10 protein-coding genes and 2 other RNA genes are annotated in these 13930 nt (G+C 58.5%); 3 read left to right on the forward strand and 9 right to left on the reverse strand.

Going from position 1 to position 13930, the window contains the following annotated elements; genetic code table 11:
• Positions 1–193: 193 nt before the first annotated feature.
• Positions 194–532 carry a YbaB/EbfC family nucleoid-associated protein gene (locus RHP74_RS21050; protein ID WP_007933349.1) on the reverse strand — a complete coding sequence of 113 codons (339 nt, stop codon included), beginning with the start codon at positions 530–532 and terminating at the stop codon, positions 194–196.
• 67 nt (positions 533–599) lie between these two features.
• Entirely contained in the window at positions 600–2690 is a 2091-nt protein-coding gene (gene dnaX, locus RHP74_RS21055) for a DNA polymerase III subunit gamma/tau (RefSeq protein WP_311096234.1), read from the reverse strand.
• A gap of 144 nt (positions 2691–2834) precedes the next feature.
• On the opposite strand from dnaX, the gene RHP74_RS21060 reads away from it, so the two are divergent.
• The gene (locus RHP74_RS21060) at positions 2835–3584 is read left to right on the forward strand and encodes an ABC transporter substrate-binding protein (protein WP_083376171.1); all 750 of its coding nucleotides are present in this window, start codon (positions 2835–2837) and stop codon (positions 3582–3584) included.
• A 141-nt stretch (positions 3585–3725) separates the two neighbouring features.
• Here the strand turns inward: RHP74_RS21060 and RHP74_RS21065 are convergent, their stop codons facing one another.
• The gene (locus RHP74_RS21065) at positions 3726–5426 is read right to left on the reverse strand and encodes a bifunctional diguanylate cyclase/phosphodiesterase (protein ID WP_083376170.1); all 1701 of its coding nucleotides are present in this window, start codon (positions 5424–5426) and stop codon (positions 3726–3728) included.
• Positions 5427–5729: 303 nt separating this feature from the next.
• On the opposite strand from RHP74_RS21065, the gene RHP74_RS21070 reads away from it, so the two are divergent.
• The gene (locus tag RHP74_RS21070) at positions 5730–6044 is read left to right on the forward strand and encodes a helix-turn-helix domain-containing protein (RefSeq protein WP_010456454.1); all 315 of its coding nucleotides are present in this window, start codon (positions 5730–5732) and stop codon (positions 6042–6044) included.
• Positions 6045–6226: 182 nt separating this feature from the next.
• Here RHP74_RS21070 and ffs (RHP74_RS21075) read toward each other — a convergent pair.
• An RNA gene (gene ffs, locus RHP74_RS21075) (signal recognition particle sRNA small type) lies at positions 6227–6323 on the reverse strand.
• Positions 6324–6464: 141 nt separating this feature from the next.
• On the opposite strand from ffs (RHP74_RS21075), the gene RHP74_RS31450 reads away from it, so the two are divergent.
• The gene (locus RHP74_RS31450; RefSeq protein ID WP_370654442.1) at positions 6465–7652 is read left to right on the forward strand and encodes a hypothetical protein; all 1188 of its coding nucleotides are present in this window, start codon (positions 6465–6467) and stop codon (positions 7650–7652) included.
• 257 nt (positions 7653–7909) lie between these two features.
• Here RHP74_RS31450 and RHP74_RS21085 read toward each other — a convergent pair whose 3' ends face one another.
• The 5 genes from RHP74_RS21085 to zipA form a co-directional block, all read right to left on the reverse strand.
• Positions 7910–8866 (reverse strand): IS5 family transposase, encoded by a 957-nt coding sequence (locus RHP74_RS21085; RefSeq protein ID WP_221106854.1) that lies wholly within the window; start codon positions 8864–8866, stop codon positions 7910–7912.
• Positions 8867–9019: 153 nt separating this feature from the next.
• An RNA gene (gene ffs, locus RHP74_RS21090) (signal recognition particle sRNA small type) lies at positions 9020–9115 on the reverse strand.
• Between the two features lie 37 nt (positions 9116–9152).
• Complete coding sequence (locus RHP74_RS21095; protein ID WP_311096235.1) at positions 9153–10316, reverse strand: putative zinc-binding metallopeptidase; 1164 nt, start codon at positions 10314–10316, stop codon at positions 9153–9155.
• 168 nt (positions 10317–10484) lie between these two features.
• Positions 10485–12842, reverse strand: a complete 2358-nt coding sequence (gene ligA, locus RHP74_RS21100) for an NAD-dependent DNA ligase LigA (RefSeq protein ID WP_282411499.1) — start codon at positions 12840–12842, stop codon at positions 10485–10487.
• A 91-nt stretch (positions 12843–12933) separates the two neighbouring features.
• Positions 12934–13788 carry a cell division protein ZipA gene (zipA, locus tag RHP74_RS21105; protein WP_010456461.1) on the reverse strand — a complete coding sequence of 285 codons (855 nt, stop codon included), beginning with the start codon at positions 13786–13788 and terminating at the stop codon, positions 12934–12936.
• Between the last annotated feature and the right edge of the window lie 142 nt (positions 13789–13930).

Consider the following 13930-nt stretch of genomic DNA (forward strand, 5'->3'; position numbering starts at 1 on the left):
GGCGTTCGATGTTTCGTCCGTTGGACCGAGGTGACTTCTTCGCGGCACCTGCAAGGTCAGCGATGCTTCTGTAGGAGCGAGGCTTGCCCGCGAAGGCTGCCTCACAGGCACCGCGTTTCCAACGGGCAGAAACAAAAATGCCAGGCGCGATGCCTGGCATTTTTTTGTAGCTCATCCGACGCGCTTTGGCGAATCAGAACGGCAGTTTCATACCCGGTGGCAGTTGCATGCCAGCGGTCATGCTGCCCATTTTGTCCTGGCTGTTGGCTTCGATCTTGCGCACGGCGTCGTTGACGGCGGCGGCGAACACCGCTTCGAGCATCTCTTTGTCGTCTTCGCTCAGGCCTTCAACCAGGCTCGGGTCGATGGTCACGCGCTTGACGTCGTGACGACCGGTCATCACCACGGTGACCATATCGCCGCCGGCTTTACCGGTGACTTCAGCGTTGGCCAGTTCTTCCTGCATCTTGGCCATTTTTTCCTGCATCTGCTGTGCCTGCTTCATCAGGCCGGCCATGCCACCTTTCATCATGGGAATCACCTCAAAAGTACTTGGATTTAAACAGCGCCCGGCCCTTGGGGCCAAACACCTTCAGTTATTAGCCCTGACTGACCAGGGCTTCGACAGGTTCAATAGTATCGTTGCGAACCACCGCACCGAACTGCTGCATCATTTGCTGGATGAACGGATCACCGTGAATCGACTCCTCCGCCTCGCGCTGACGGTTCGCACGACGACGGGAAGCGGCCTGGGCCGGGGTTTCCTGCTCCGGCTTGATCAGTTCCATGCTCAGGGTCAGGGTGCGCCCGTGAAACTGGTTCAACGCATCGTTGAGACGCCGTTGCTGGGTGGCGTTGAACAAGGCGCTGTGGGCCGGGTCCAGATGCATCAGCCAGTGGTCACCATCGACGGCGATCAGCGTGCAGTTGGCGGCGATGCTGCCGGTCATGCCAGAGATCGGCAGTTTCGGGAACAGTTCCAGCCATTGCAGGGCCAGGCCGGTGGCGGGCATGGCAGCCGGCTCAGGCTCGGGTTCCGGTGCTGGCTCGGCAGCATGTTCACTGGCCAGTTCATCGAGGTAGCTGTAGGCCGAATCCATGTCCGGCTCGATGTAGTCTTCGTCCAGCGGCGGCTCGTCATCCAGGTCCACGCCCGGGGTGGCGGCATCGACGTCGGCCACCGACGGTTCCGGGATCGGCGCTGCGGCCCACTCCGCCGCGTCCGGCACCACGCTGTCCGGCGTTGGCAACGGCATGGGCGGCAGATCAGGTTGTTCGCTGGCGGTTTCCAGGACCGGCTCGACGGCGTGTTGCTGGACGGGTTCCGGCTCGACCGGGTCATTCCACGGCAAGTCGACCGCCGCCTCGACCGCGACCGGCTCAACCACAGGCTCGGCCACCACAACGGGCGCCACCGGTTCAGGCGCTGGGGCAGGAATCGCCGCCGCGACGGGCTCAGGCGCTGGCGCAACGGGTGCAACGGGTGCAACTGCCGCAGCGACTACCGGTGCCACCACCGGCGCGGCAGCCACTGAATTTGCGGAATCAACTGTGGCCTGGCTGATCCCCACTGGCTTTAGCGGTTGCCTCGGGGCGTCCGCGGTGTCCGCCGGTCGGAACGCGAGCATTCGCAGCAGGACCATTTCGAAGCCACCACGAGGGTCCGGCGCCAGCGGCAAGTCGCGGCGGCCGATCAGCCCCATCTGGTAATAGAACTGCACATCTTCGGCCGGCAAGGCCTGGGCCAGTGCCAGCACCCGATCGCGGTCGCCATGACCGTTGTCGACGCCTTCAGGCAATGCCTGGGCGATGGCGACACGGTGCAGAACGTTGAGAATTTCCGAGAGCACACCATTCCAGTCCGGGCCTTGTTCCGCCAGATGGCGGACACCTTCGAGCAAGGCCTTGGCGTCGCCTTCGATCAGCGCATGCAGAACGTCGTAGACCTGACCATGATCGAGCGTGCCCAGCATCGCCCGCACGTCGGCAGCCATGACCTTGCCTTCACCGAAGGCGATAGCCTGGTCGGTCAGACTCATGGCGTCACGCATCGAGCCGTCGGCGGCGCGGCCCAGCAGCCACAGTGCGTCGTCTTCGAACGGCACGTTCTCGACGCCCAGGACGTGGGTCAAATGCTCGACCACACGCTCCGGGGTCATGTTCTTGAGAGAGAACTGCAGGCACCGCGACAGAATGGTTGCAGGAAGTTTCTGCGGGTCGGTCGTCGCCAGGATGAACTTGACGTAGGGCGGCGGCTCTTCAAGGGTTTTCAACAGCGCATTGAAGGAATGGCTGGAGAGCATGTGCACTTCGTCGATCAGGTAGACCTTGAAGCGGCCACGGCTCGGCGCGTATTGCACGTTATCGAGCAACTCGCGGGTGTCCTCGACCTTGGTCCGGCTCGCGGCGTCGATCTCGATCAGGTCGACAAAGCGGCCCTCATCGATTTCGCGGCACACCGAACACTCGCCGCACGGCGTCGAAGTGATACCTGTTTCACAGTTCAGGCATTTGGCGATGATCCGTGCGATGGTGGTCTTGCCGACCCCGCGCGTACCGGTGAACAGGTAGGCGTGGTGCAGCCGCTGGCTGTCCAAGGCATTGATCAGAGCCTTGAGCACATGGGTCTGGCCGACCATTTCGCGGAACGAGCGCGGACGCCATTTACGTGCAAGAACCTGATAACTCATCGAAAACCGTCGCAACGAAGGAACAGAAGCGGCTAATGCTAGCGGAGCAAGGCCAAAATTGCATCCGGTGCGCTCGTCTAATCTGGCTAAGATGCACTTTGGGGGGCTTTTATCGGCTCAGGTTTGCGACGTACCGGAGCGTTTATGCGTTTTGCCTTGGGGGCACTGCTGTGGATAAGTCTGAGCGTCGCCGCCGCCGAAGCGCCGCTGCGTTTTGTGGTGCCCGACAGTTGGGCGATGCCGATGGTGCAACTGGAACGCGGGCAAGTGACCCAGGGCATCCTGTATGACGTGATGCTCAGCCTGGCGACCCAGGTCGGCTTGCCGGCCGAATTTCATGTGTTGCCCCGGGCGCGAGTGCAAAGCGCCATGGAACACGGCGAGGTCGATATCCGCTGCTATGCCGCGCAGTCCTGGCTGCCGAATCAGTCCGGCGACTACCTCTGGAGCATTCCCCTCTGGTTTCAGCGCGACATGCTGATCAGCCGGCAGGATCCGCAGCCTTTGGTGGTGCCTGCGAACTTGTCGCGGCAAGCCATCGGTACCGTGCTCGGCTACTCCTACCCCACCTTGCAACCGCTGTTCAATGCCGACCGTTTGCACCGCGAAGACGCGCGCAACCAGGAACAAGTGCTGGAAAAACTCCACGCCGGGCGCTATCGCTATGCCGTGAGCAATCAATGGACACTGGACTGGTTCAATCAGCGCCTGTTACCCGACAAGCAACTCAAAGGCGTGGCGGTGCTGGAAGAACAGAGCGTCGGCTGCTACGTGCGCAATGACCCCAAGGTGCCGGTGCAACGCATACTGCGCACGTTGCTGCGAATGAAAATGTCGGGGGAGATTGATGACATTATCCGGCTTTATATCGGTTCGGGGCCTGGCACACTTTAAGCAAATCTTCTGATCAACACGAACCCCGTGGAAGCGAGCCTGCTCGCGATTGCGGTTTGCCATTCAACACTGATGGCGACTGCCAGATTGCTATCGCGAGCAGGCTCGCTCCTAAAGGGGATAAGTGTCGATTACAGAACTTCAGCCAACCTGATCCAGCGCTTGCCATTGCGGCGGCGCGACGAACCCCGCGACCCAACCCGGCACGTCGGCGGGGGGCATTGGCCGGGCGATGAAATAGCCTTGAGCCACTTCACACCCCAGTCGCAACAACAACTCACCGTGCTCGATACTTTGCAGTCCTTCAGCAATCACCTGCCGGCCAAACGCCCGGGCCAGACCGATCACCGCCGTGGCCAGCGCCAGATCATCGCGATCGTCCAGAATGTCACGCACAAACGACTTATCGATCTTGATGGTTTGGGTGCGCAATCGCTTGAGGTAGCTCAGCGACGAATAGCCAGTGCCGAAGTCGCCCAGTGAAAACTGCACCCCCAGCGCCTGACAGGCCTGCAAACAGTCGCTCACGTGCTGGATATTCTCGACCGCCACCGACTCGACGATTTCCAGGTCGAGCATCTGCGGCGCAATGTCGGCATGCCGGGCGAGGACGTGCCTGAGCCGGTCGACGAAATCCGCGCGCTGAAAATGCCGTGCCGCGATATTAATGCTGATCGGCCAGCCCTGCCCCGCCTGCTGCCAGTGGTGCAACTGCGTCAGCACCTGATCCATCACCCATTCACCGATGTCGACGATCAGGTCCGTCTCTTCCACAAACGGCAAAAACTCCCGGGCCGGCACCATGCCGTTTTGCGGGTGTTCCCAGCGCAACAGCGCCTCGAAGCCGACCACCACGCCAAGGCGCATGTTGACCTTGGGCTGGAAATGCAGACGCAACTCATCGGCGGCCAGCGCCTGGCGCACGCGTTCGACCGTCTGGTGAGTGGCCTTGACCTCCTGATCCCTGGACACGTCGAACAGATGGAATCGGTTGCGCCCGCGCTGCTTGGCCACGTACATGGCTTGATCGGCGTGACGCAGCAGGGTTTCGGCATCTTCATGGTCGAGTGGGAACAGCGTAACGCCGATGCTGGCGAACACATTGATGTCCTTGCCGTGCAAGGTATACGGCGCCGAAATCGCCCCCAGCACTCGGTTCAGCGCCGCGCGCAACTCCGGCAGATCCCGCACGTAACGCAACACCAGCACGAACTCGTCGCCGGCCAGCCGCGCCACGACATCTTCGCCACGCACGATGTGGCGCAAACGCTTGGCCACTTCAACCAATAATTGATCGCCACTGGCGTGACCGTAGCCGTCGTTGACCGCCTTGAACCCGTCAAGGTCGAGCATGCACACGGCGAGCGGGATGTTTTCCTTTCGGGAGAACTCCAACGCCTGATCCAGCAGATCCGAGAGGAACGCGCGATTGGGCAGCCCGGTCAGCACGTCGTGCCCGACCCGCCATTGCAGGGAATGCAACAACTGGCGTTTTTCGCTGATGTCGAAACGAATCGACAGGTATCGGTCGACCCGTCCGGTGTCGTCATTGAGCACGGGCACCATGGTGCTTTCGACCCAGTACAGACTGCCATCCTTGGCGCGATTGCAGATTTCGCCCTTCCAGACGTTGCCCAGCGCGATGGTGCGCCACATACCGGCGAAGAAATCAGCGGTGTGCACGCCGGAGTTGAGGAGACGGTGGTTCTGCCCGAGCAACTCGTCGCGGCTATAACCGGACACGGCGCAGAACTGATCATTGACGTGGGTGATCCGGCCACTCAGGTCCGTCTCGGAAAAAATGGCGGCGGCATCCACGGCCCTGCGGTATTTCTCATCCATGAATCAGGCTCGCTGTCGCTAGCGGTGGGACTGCGCAAACACGTGTTCACTCCATGACCCGCATTTGATGACCGCGCAGAACCGAAGATCGGCTAGTCTCAAAAACCTCGTGCAAGGCCGGCAAAGGAGCGCAATGCTGGCGGTTTGGCGTTGCCCATTTTCTGGAAACAGATCACCAATCACCCCTTATTGGCGGCGATTCTACGAAACGCATCACATTTTGCAAAGCAAGGTGATGGATCATGCGGTTGTCTAATGCGAAAATCTATCGTTAAGTTCTTGATTCTAAATGGGAATTGAGCGATGCAAATTTCAAGTTTGGGTCCGGCCATCCGACGCTACCGCAAGGTCGCGGGGCTTACTCAGGCTGAACTCGGCGAAAAAACCGGTTTTGACCCCAAAACCATCAGCCGCTTTGAAACCGGAACCTATACCCCCAGCGTCGAAGCCTTGTTCTTGCTTGCCGACGTGCTGGACGTAAAGCTGAAAGCCTTTTTCGCCGATATGGGTGATGAAGATGAACAGCGGGCGTATCTGTTCGGTGTCATCCATAAAGCCACCCCGAAGGATCTGGGAAAGCTGATCGCAGCGGTTGACCAGGCCTTGTCCAAGCCTTAGTGGTGGAAATGAAAAAGGAGGCCGACGTGTCTGATACGACACATCGGCCTCCTTTTTTATATTCATTCTAAAAATCAGGAACGACAAAAAACCGCCTGGATCAAGGGCCATGGCAGCAACACACACTAAGTATTTTCAGACCGAAAACGCGAGAGAGGGCTCGCGGTGCGTTATGGAGGCAACCCCACCAGCCACACCCCGGCACACAATGTTCCCGCTGTGGCTGCTTCCTTCCGGATCTGACCAGGTTCACGGGTAATCGTTGCGGGGGGACCGATGGGGTCACCATAACGACGCTCACCTGACGGCGAGCCGCGCCATTGTACCTATCTGGGACGAAGTTACAACCGTTGGGCGTAGATAAAAAATATGAGCGGGTTCAAGGACATGCAAAACCTTCGTTAAAGACGAATCTATTGCATGGTCGCTGCGCTTATCCAGACTGAACCTGGCTACAAAATTGGTTTTGCCCCCAAAACCATCAACGGCTTCAAAACCGGCATCTATATATCTGGCGTCGAAGCACTTTTTGCTTGCCAACGGCTGGGCGTGAAGCTGAAAGCCTTTTTCGCAGGACTGCGCGACGAAGCAGAGCAGCGGACATATCTGTTCTACGTCAGTTCAATCCATCTATACCGCTCATCTGAACTGTCAGAAATGACAGTAGACAAGAGTTGTACCGAAAACCACTTTAGTACCACGGATCGCCGCAGAGCTTTCTGCAGAACAAACAACCATAATTTATTGCTGGATACCCAAATGAAAAACGAATCACTGATCGCTTCAAACAAGACCCCCTTCAGTGTATTAACTTTAGAGACGCTTTCGTTATCACAGATCCTGTATACGCGAACCAGCATGACAGATCCGACCTGGAAGGTTATTGACACATGGCACGGCGGCGGCTTTAGCGGCCCATCAACAACTGAAATCCACTCAAATCTTTATGATTTAAATGTCCCCTATATCTCAAAATCAACCATCTTCGAGATGACCAACGCCACAACAAAAGGCGTATTTAATATAGAAAAAAATGGCAACCAGATTACTTACACCTCTATGAATTCACAGGGATCGGTCCATGCCCAATGGTACTGGGGCATTCCCGCACATGTAACACTTACAATCGGTAACCTGGAGCACCTTCCCTATGAAAATCCAACAAAATTCCATGAAGAGCACGGCATCCAATACCTGATAGCAGGGGGAGAGGTAAATAGCACTACCTCTACTGAGGGAAAAAAATCCATTGTAGTTCCAGACAACACTTATTTTTCTTTCATAACCAATACCAGCATGTACTTTTCAATAGTGGATAATCAGAGAGCGGCCATTTATCAGTTGATCAATGATAAATTGGTACAAATAGAAGACCGCATACTGCAAGGCTACGCATCTTCTGGCGGAAGTTACGGCCTTACCAGCAACAAAAACGTCCTTTACCCTGACGGCATATCGACTCTGCGCGTAAATGACGGCTTTTCGGAAAGCATGGCAGAAATCGAGTTTAATCATAATATCTACGATAGAACTGTTAAGATCTCGGTTAAATCACATACAGCTCGAATCTGTGAACTCAGAGATTCCACGATTATATTTGCGCTATAACTTTTCTGGTGAAATACGTCGTCAAAACAAGCGGTATTTTAACCGGGCAACAAGTACGTTGCCCGGTTAAAACTTAAACAGCAAAAAAAACCGCTCGACGCTAAATCAGCTAAGGAGACGCTGAACAATTAACCCGTCCGCACCGCCTCCATTTCCAGGCCAGTTTTTTCAACCTACCGGCCTTATTTTGCATTTTTAGGGCCGATTTTCGCCCTCATTTTGCAGATTTGCGGGTCAACCCCGCCTTTCAGAAGGATTTATCCCGCCGCCCGTTGCAAATACCGCTTGGCCAGCATCAGATTGGCCAACCCAAACAGACTGAACAACTGCGCCGTATTCTTTTCCAGCCCACGGTAGCGAACCTTGCGATGATTGAAGCGCACCTTGATTACCTGGAATGGATGCTCGACCTTGGCACGCAGCTGCGCCTTGGTGTATTCGATCTTGCGCTTGACCCGGTACAGCACACTGCCTTCGCCGTGCTGCTTGTAACTGCTTGGCCGGGCTGCAATCGACCAGATAACGTCCCGTTCGGCATGCTCCGGTCGCTTGGCCGCACCGGTGTATCCAGCGTCACCCGAAACATAGGTTTCGGCACCGTGCAGCAGTTGGTCGACCTGGGTGACATCGGCCACGCTGTGCACCAGCCCCGACGTGGCGTCGACACCAATGTGGGCCTTCATCCCGAAGTGCCATTGATTGCCTTTCTTGGCCTGATGCATCTCAGGATCACGCTTGCCTTCTCGGTTCTTGACCGAGGGCGGCGCGGCGATCAGGGTAGCATCGACGAAAGTGCCTTCCTTGAGCAGCAGACCCCGGCTGGCCAGATGCAGGTTAATCGTTTCAAACAGCACCCGCGTTAGCTGATGGGTTTCCAGCAAGCGGCGAAAATGCAGCAAGGTAGTGGCATCCGGTGCCGACTCGCGGCCCAGGTCGATGCCCATAAAACCACGGATGGCCTGGCTGTCGTAGACGGCAATCTCGCAACCTTCATCGGAGAAACCGAAACACTGCTGCACGACATACATGCGCAGCATGCGTGACAACCCAATCGCAGGGCGTCCGCGCTTGCCTGTGGTGTCGCTATAGAACGGCGCCACTTGCGCCTCCAGCTGTGCCCAGGGCACCAGCTGTTCAAGGTCAGCCAGGAAGCGATCTCGGCGAGTCTGCTTTTTCTTGCTGGTGTATTCGAGTTCGGAGAAGGTCTTCTGCACGCGCGTAACGCTCACGGAGAGGGTGGCTGGTTGAAGGTACTCAGTGTGCCAAGGGTGGGGGCGGTTGGCTATTTTTGCAGCGTCTCCCTAACAAGGAGAAACAAGCTAAATTTGGCAGACCTGCGAACGAAGGCCTGGCCGTTAGAGAGGCAGCTCCACCAGCCACACCCTGACATACAATGTCCCGCGATGGCTGGTCCCTTCCGGGCCTGATCAGGTTCACGGGCAATCGATGCAAAGGGAGCGACGGGGTCACCAAAACACAGAAGGTTGCGGTCTTTTGATCTTATTGCGCCAACACCTCATCCGCCCTGCCGCCCTCTTGCTGGATCACCAGGTGGATAAAGTGCAGTTTGGCGATGACCGCTGGTGGCAGGACGAACGGATAGAAATCCGGCTGACCCATGCTGCGCGACAGTTCATTGAGCATGCCGGCCAGTTCGATCCATGCGTTGACGAACGACAGGAACGCCGCGCCGCCGGGATGCTGTGGATCGTAGAGCGTGTCGAGCGGGAATGGCTGGTAGTCGAAATCCATCTCGCGCGCGCTCATGCCAAACCCCAGCGCCGTGTCCACCGCGTCCATCATGTGCAGGTAATGCGCCCAGGTTTCCGCCCAGTCTTCCCATGGATGCATGGTGGCGTAGGCGCTGACACATTGCTGCTGCCAGTCGAGCGGTGCGCCTTGCTGATAATGGCGTTCGAGGGCGTCGGCGTAGCTGAGACGCTCGTCGCCGAACAGGTTGCGGAACGGTTCCAGCCAATGACTGTTGGCGATCAGCCGGTCCCAGTAGTAATGCCCGACTTCATGACGAAAATGCCCGAGCAGCGTGCGATAAGGCTCGTGCATTTGCACCCGGACCTTTTCGCGGTGGGCGTCATCGGCTTCCTTGATATCGAGGGTGATCAGGCCATTGGCGTGCCCCGTGGTCGGCGGTTTGCCTTCCAGGTCAACACCGATGAAATCGAAGGCGAGACCGGTCTGTTCGTCGACGCTTTTGGGAATCACCTGCAATCCCAGGCTGATCAACTGCGCGACCAGACGCCGCTTGGCGGTTTCGACCTGACGCCAGCGTTCGTGGTTTTCGGCAATTGAGAGGTCAGGGATGGTGCGATTCAGGCTACAGGCGATGCACAGCGCATCATGGTCATTGGCGGCCAGCAGCCAATTACACGCCGCCGGGGAATCGAGGTTGGCGCAGCGCCGGAACAGGCCGGCTTCGGGGTCGGCGTCAAGCAACCAGGTATCCGCCAGCACACCCGGCTGCAGCGAGGACAGGCGACTCTGCTCCGGCTGATAGCCCAAGGCTGCCGAACAGGCCAGGCACTGGCTGTTGCGAAAGAAAAGCGACTGCCCGCAGCGGCACTGCCAGACCTTGCTGTTGCGCGAACTTCCACCCATGAAGGGCGCGGCGATGCGTGAGCTGAGCTGTTCGAAGAAGCGGTACATGGCGATCTCTCCCTGGGGCTTGCCAAGACTAGATCATTCCCCAGCGAGGATCGTTCCGTTTTCTGTGGCGAGGGAGCTTGCTCCCGCTCGGCTGCGAAGCGCTGCCCGAAGTCTTGGCGACTGCTGCGCAGTCGAACGGGAGCAAGCTCCCTCGCCACAGGTTGGGTGTCAGACAGAGATGCCGTGTTTTTTCAGGAAATCGACAAACGCCTCTTCATCTAGCACTTTCAGTCCCAATTCATTGGCCTTGGCCAACTTCGAACCGGCACCCGGCCCGGCCACCACGCAATGGGTCTTGGCCGACACCGAACCGGCCACCTTGGCCCCGAGGCTTTCGAGTTTGTCCTTGGCGATATCACGGCTCATCAATTCCAGCGAACCGGTCAGCACCCAGGTCTGCCCAGCCAGCGGCAGGCCTTCGACGACTTTTTTCTCGCTCTGCCAATGCATGCCGAAATCACGCAACTGCTGTTCAGCCGCCTCAGCTATCTGACGGTTTTCAGCAACCGCGAAAAACGCTCGAACCGAATTCGCCTGCTTCTCCGGCAAGGCCTGGCGCATGTCCAGCCAATCGGCGTTCATGACCGATTCCAGCGAACCAAACTTGTCCGCCAGCTTCTGCGCCCCGCCCGGCCCGACCGACGGAATGTTCAGCTTGTCGAGGAAACCGCCCAGCGTCGTGCTGGCAGCAAATTCGGCCCCCAGCTCGCCCTGATCCTGAATCTGCAGGCCGTGCTCGAGCAACTTCGCAATAACCTGCTGGTTATGCGCATCTTCAAAGAAGCTGTGAATCTCGTGAGCCACTTCCAGGCCGACATCCGGCAAGTACGTGAGCACTTGCGGCAACGCCTGCTGAACCCGCTCCAGTGAGCCGAGAGAGCGCGCCAGGACCTTGGCCGTCTCTTCGCCGACGTCAGGAATACCGAGGGCATAGATGAACCGTGCCAGGCTCGGTGTCTTGCTGTCCTTGATCGCGGCGAGCAGTTTATTGCTCGACAGCTCGGCAAAGCCTTCGAGATCGACAATGTCCTCGAACTTCAAGGCATACAGATCGGCGGGAGAACTCACCAGCCCCTCATCGACCAATTGCTCAACGCTCTTGTCGCCCAGGCCTTCAATGTCCATCGCACGACGGGAGACGAAGTGAATGATCGCCTGCTTGAGTTGCGCACCGCAGGCCAGACGACCGACACAGCGGTAAACCGCCCCTTCGCTGACGGTCTCGCGACCCTTGCTGCGCTTGACCAGTTGCGTGCGCTCGACATGCGAGCCGCACACCGGGCACTGCTGCGGAATCTGTACCGGACGCGCGTCGTCCGGACGGCGATCCATGATCACTTGCACCACTTGCGGAATCACGTCGCCCGCGCGGCGGATGATCACGGTGTCGCCGATCATCAGGCCCAGGCGAGCCACTTCGTCCATGTTGTGCAACGTCGCATTGGCCACGGTGACACCGGCGACCTTGACCGGCCTCAAGCGCGCTACGGGCGTCACGGCACCGGTGCGGCCGACCTGGAATTCGACGTCGAGCAGTTCGGTGAGCTCTTCCATGGCCGGGAATTTGTGGGCAATTGCCCAACGCGGTTCGCGCGCGCGAAAACCGAGCTCACGCTGGGACGCGATGCTGTTGACCTTGAACACCACGCCATCGATTTCATAGGCCAGGCCATTGCGGCGCTCACCGATGTCGCGGTAGTAATCCAGGCATTCATCAATGCCGTGCGCCAGTTTCAGCTCGCGACTGATCGGCAGGCCCCAGGTCTGCAGCTGCTTGAGATTACCGATGTGCGTATCGGCGATGTCCGCCGAAATCTGGCCGATACCGTAGCAGCAGAACTCCAGCGGACGGTTGGCGGTGATCTTCGAATCCAGCTGCCGCAAGCTGCCCGCCGCCGCGTTGCGCGGGTTGGCGAAGGTCTTGCCGCCGACCTCCAGCTGCGTGGCGTTCAGGCGCTCGAAACCGGCCTTGGACATGAACACTTCGCCGCGCACTTCCAGGGTCGCCGGCCAGCCGGTTCCCTGTAGCTTCAGCGGGATGTTGCGCACGGTGCGCACGTTGACGCTGATGTCTTCGCCGGTGGTGCCGTCGCCGCGCGTCGCACCGCGCACCAACATACCATCCTGATAAAGCAGGCTGACCGCCAGGCCATCGAGCTTGGGTTCGCAGCTGTATTCCACCGCCGCGCCGCCGCCAAACAGGTCGCCGGCCGGCAAGTCGAGACCTTCCGTTACCCGGCGATCGAACTCGCGCATGTCGCTTTCTTCGAAGGCGTTGCCGAGGCTGAGCATCGGCACTTCGTGGCGTACCTGGGTGAACGCCGACAGCGCCGCGCTGCCGACGCGCTGGGTCGGCGAGTCGCTGGTGACCAGCTCGGGATGGGCGGCTTCAAGGGCCTTGAGTTCATGGAACAAACGATCGTATTCGACGTCCGGAACGCTTGGCTCGTCTAGTACGTGGTAACGGTAGTTGTGCTGATCCAGCTCAGCGCGCAGCTCGAGAATACGGGTTTTGGCGGCGGTCATGGGTGTTCTCTCATAAAGCAAAAGAGCAGCCGAGGCTGCTCAATCTATTTTGCTGATCGTCCCGCGCACGGCGCGGGGACAACCTTTTGAATCAACGCTTCTGGGTCAGGGCGCGACGTTCGAATTCGACGATGCGCTGACGGTAATGCTCGATCGTCTGGGCGGTCAGCACGCTGCGCTGGTCGTCTTTCAGTTCGCCGTTCAGCTCCTGGGACAATTTGCGCGCCGCGGCCACCATCACGTCGAAGGCTTGCTTCGGATGACGCGGGCCTGGCAGGCCGAGGAAGAAGCTCACCGCCGGCGTGCTGAAGTGGTCGATGTCGTCCAGATCGAAGACGCCCGGCTTGACCGCATTGGCCATGGAGAACAACACCTCACCGTTGCCGGCCATGCTCTCGTGACGGTGGAAAATATCCATTTCGCCGAAACGCAGACCGCTCTCCAGAATGTTCTGCAACAACGCCGGGCCCTTGAAGCCGGCAGCGTCACGGCAGATCACGCTGATCACCAGCACTTCTTCGGCTTGCGGTTGTTCCTTGTCGCTGACCGACGGCGAGGACTTGGTGTCATCCGGGAAGTCGTCGTCACGGCTGCTGAAGCTCGGGCCGCCGTCCAGGTCCAGGCTGAGGTTCATGTCGCCCTGGGAAGGCTCGCCATGGCCACGCTTGCCGCGCTTGGAACCCGATTCACGCGGTTCACGGGCAGGCATGCTCACCGACGGCAGATCATGCTCGTCCAGTTGCGGTTCCTTATGCGTGTCCAGCACGCGGGGCGGGCCCAACAGCTCGGCGCTGGTGTCCTCGTCCGGCAGGTTGGACAAACTTCGGTCAAGACGGAATTTCAGTTTTCCCTTGCCGCCGCGCATGCGACGCCAGCCATCGAAAAGAATACCGGCAATGACAATAATGCCGATGACGATCAGCCACTCGCGCAGACCGATTTCCATGTAATCCCGTGCCTCTATAAAAAATGCTGAAAAATAAGGGGTTTACAACTCGTAAACCGCTTTAAAACGTGGCGCCAACTCTATGTTCTGACAGGCGTTTTGCCCACGTATACGAAAAATTGACATTAAACTAGCACGACCA

Source organism: Pseudomonas sp. SG20052 (assembly GCF_031766055.1).
Taxonomy (GTDB): domain Bacteria; phylum Pseudomonadota; class Gammaproteobacteria; order Pseudomonadales; family Pseudomonadaceae; genus Aquipseudomonas; species Aquipseudomonas mandelii.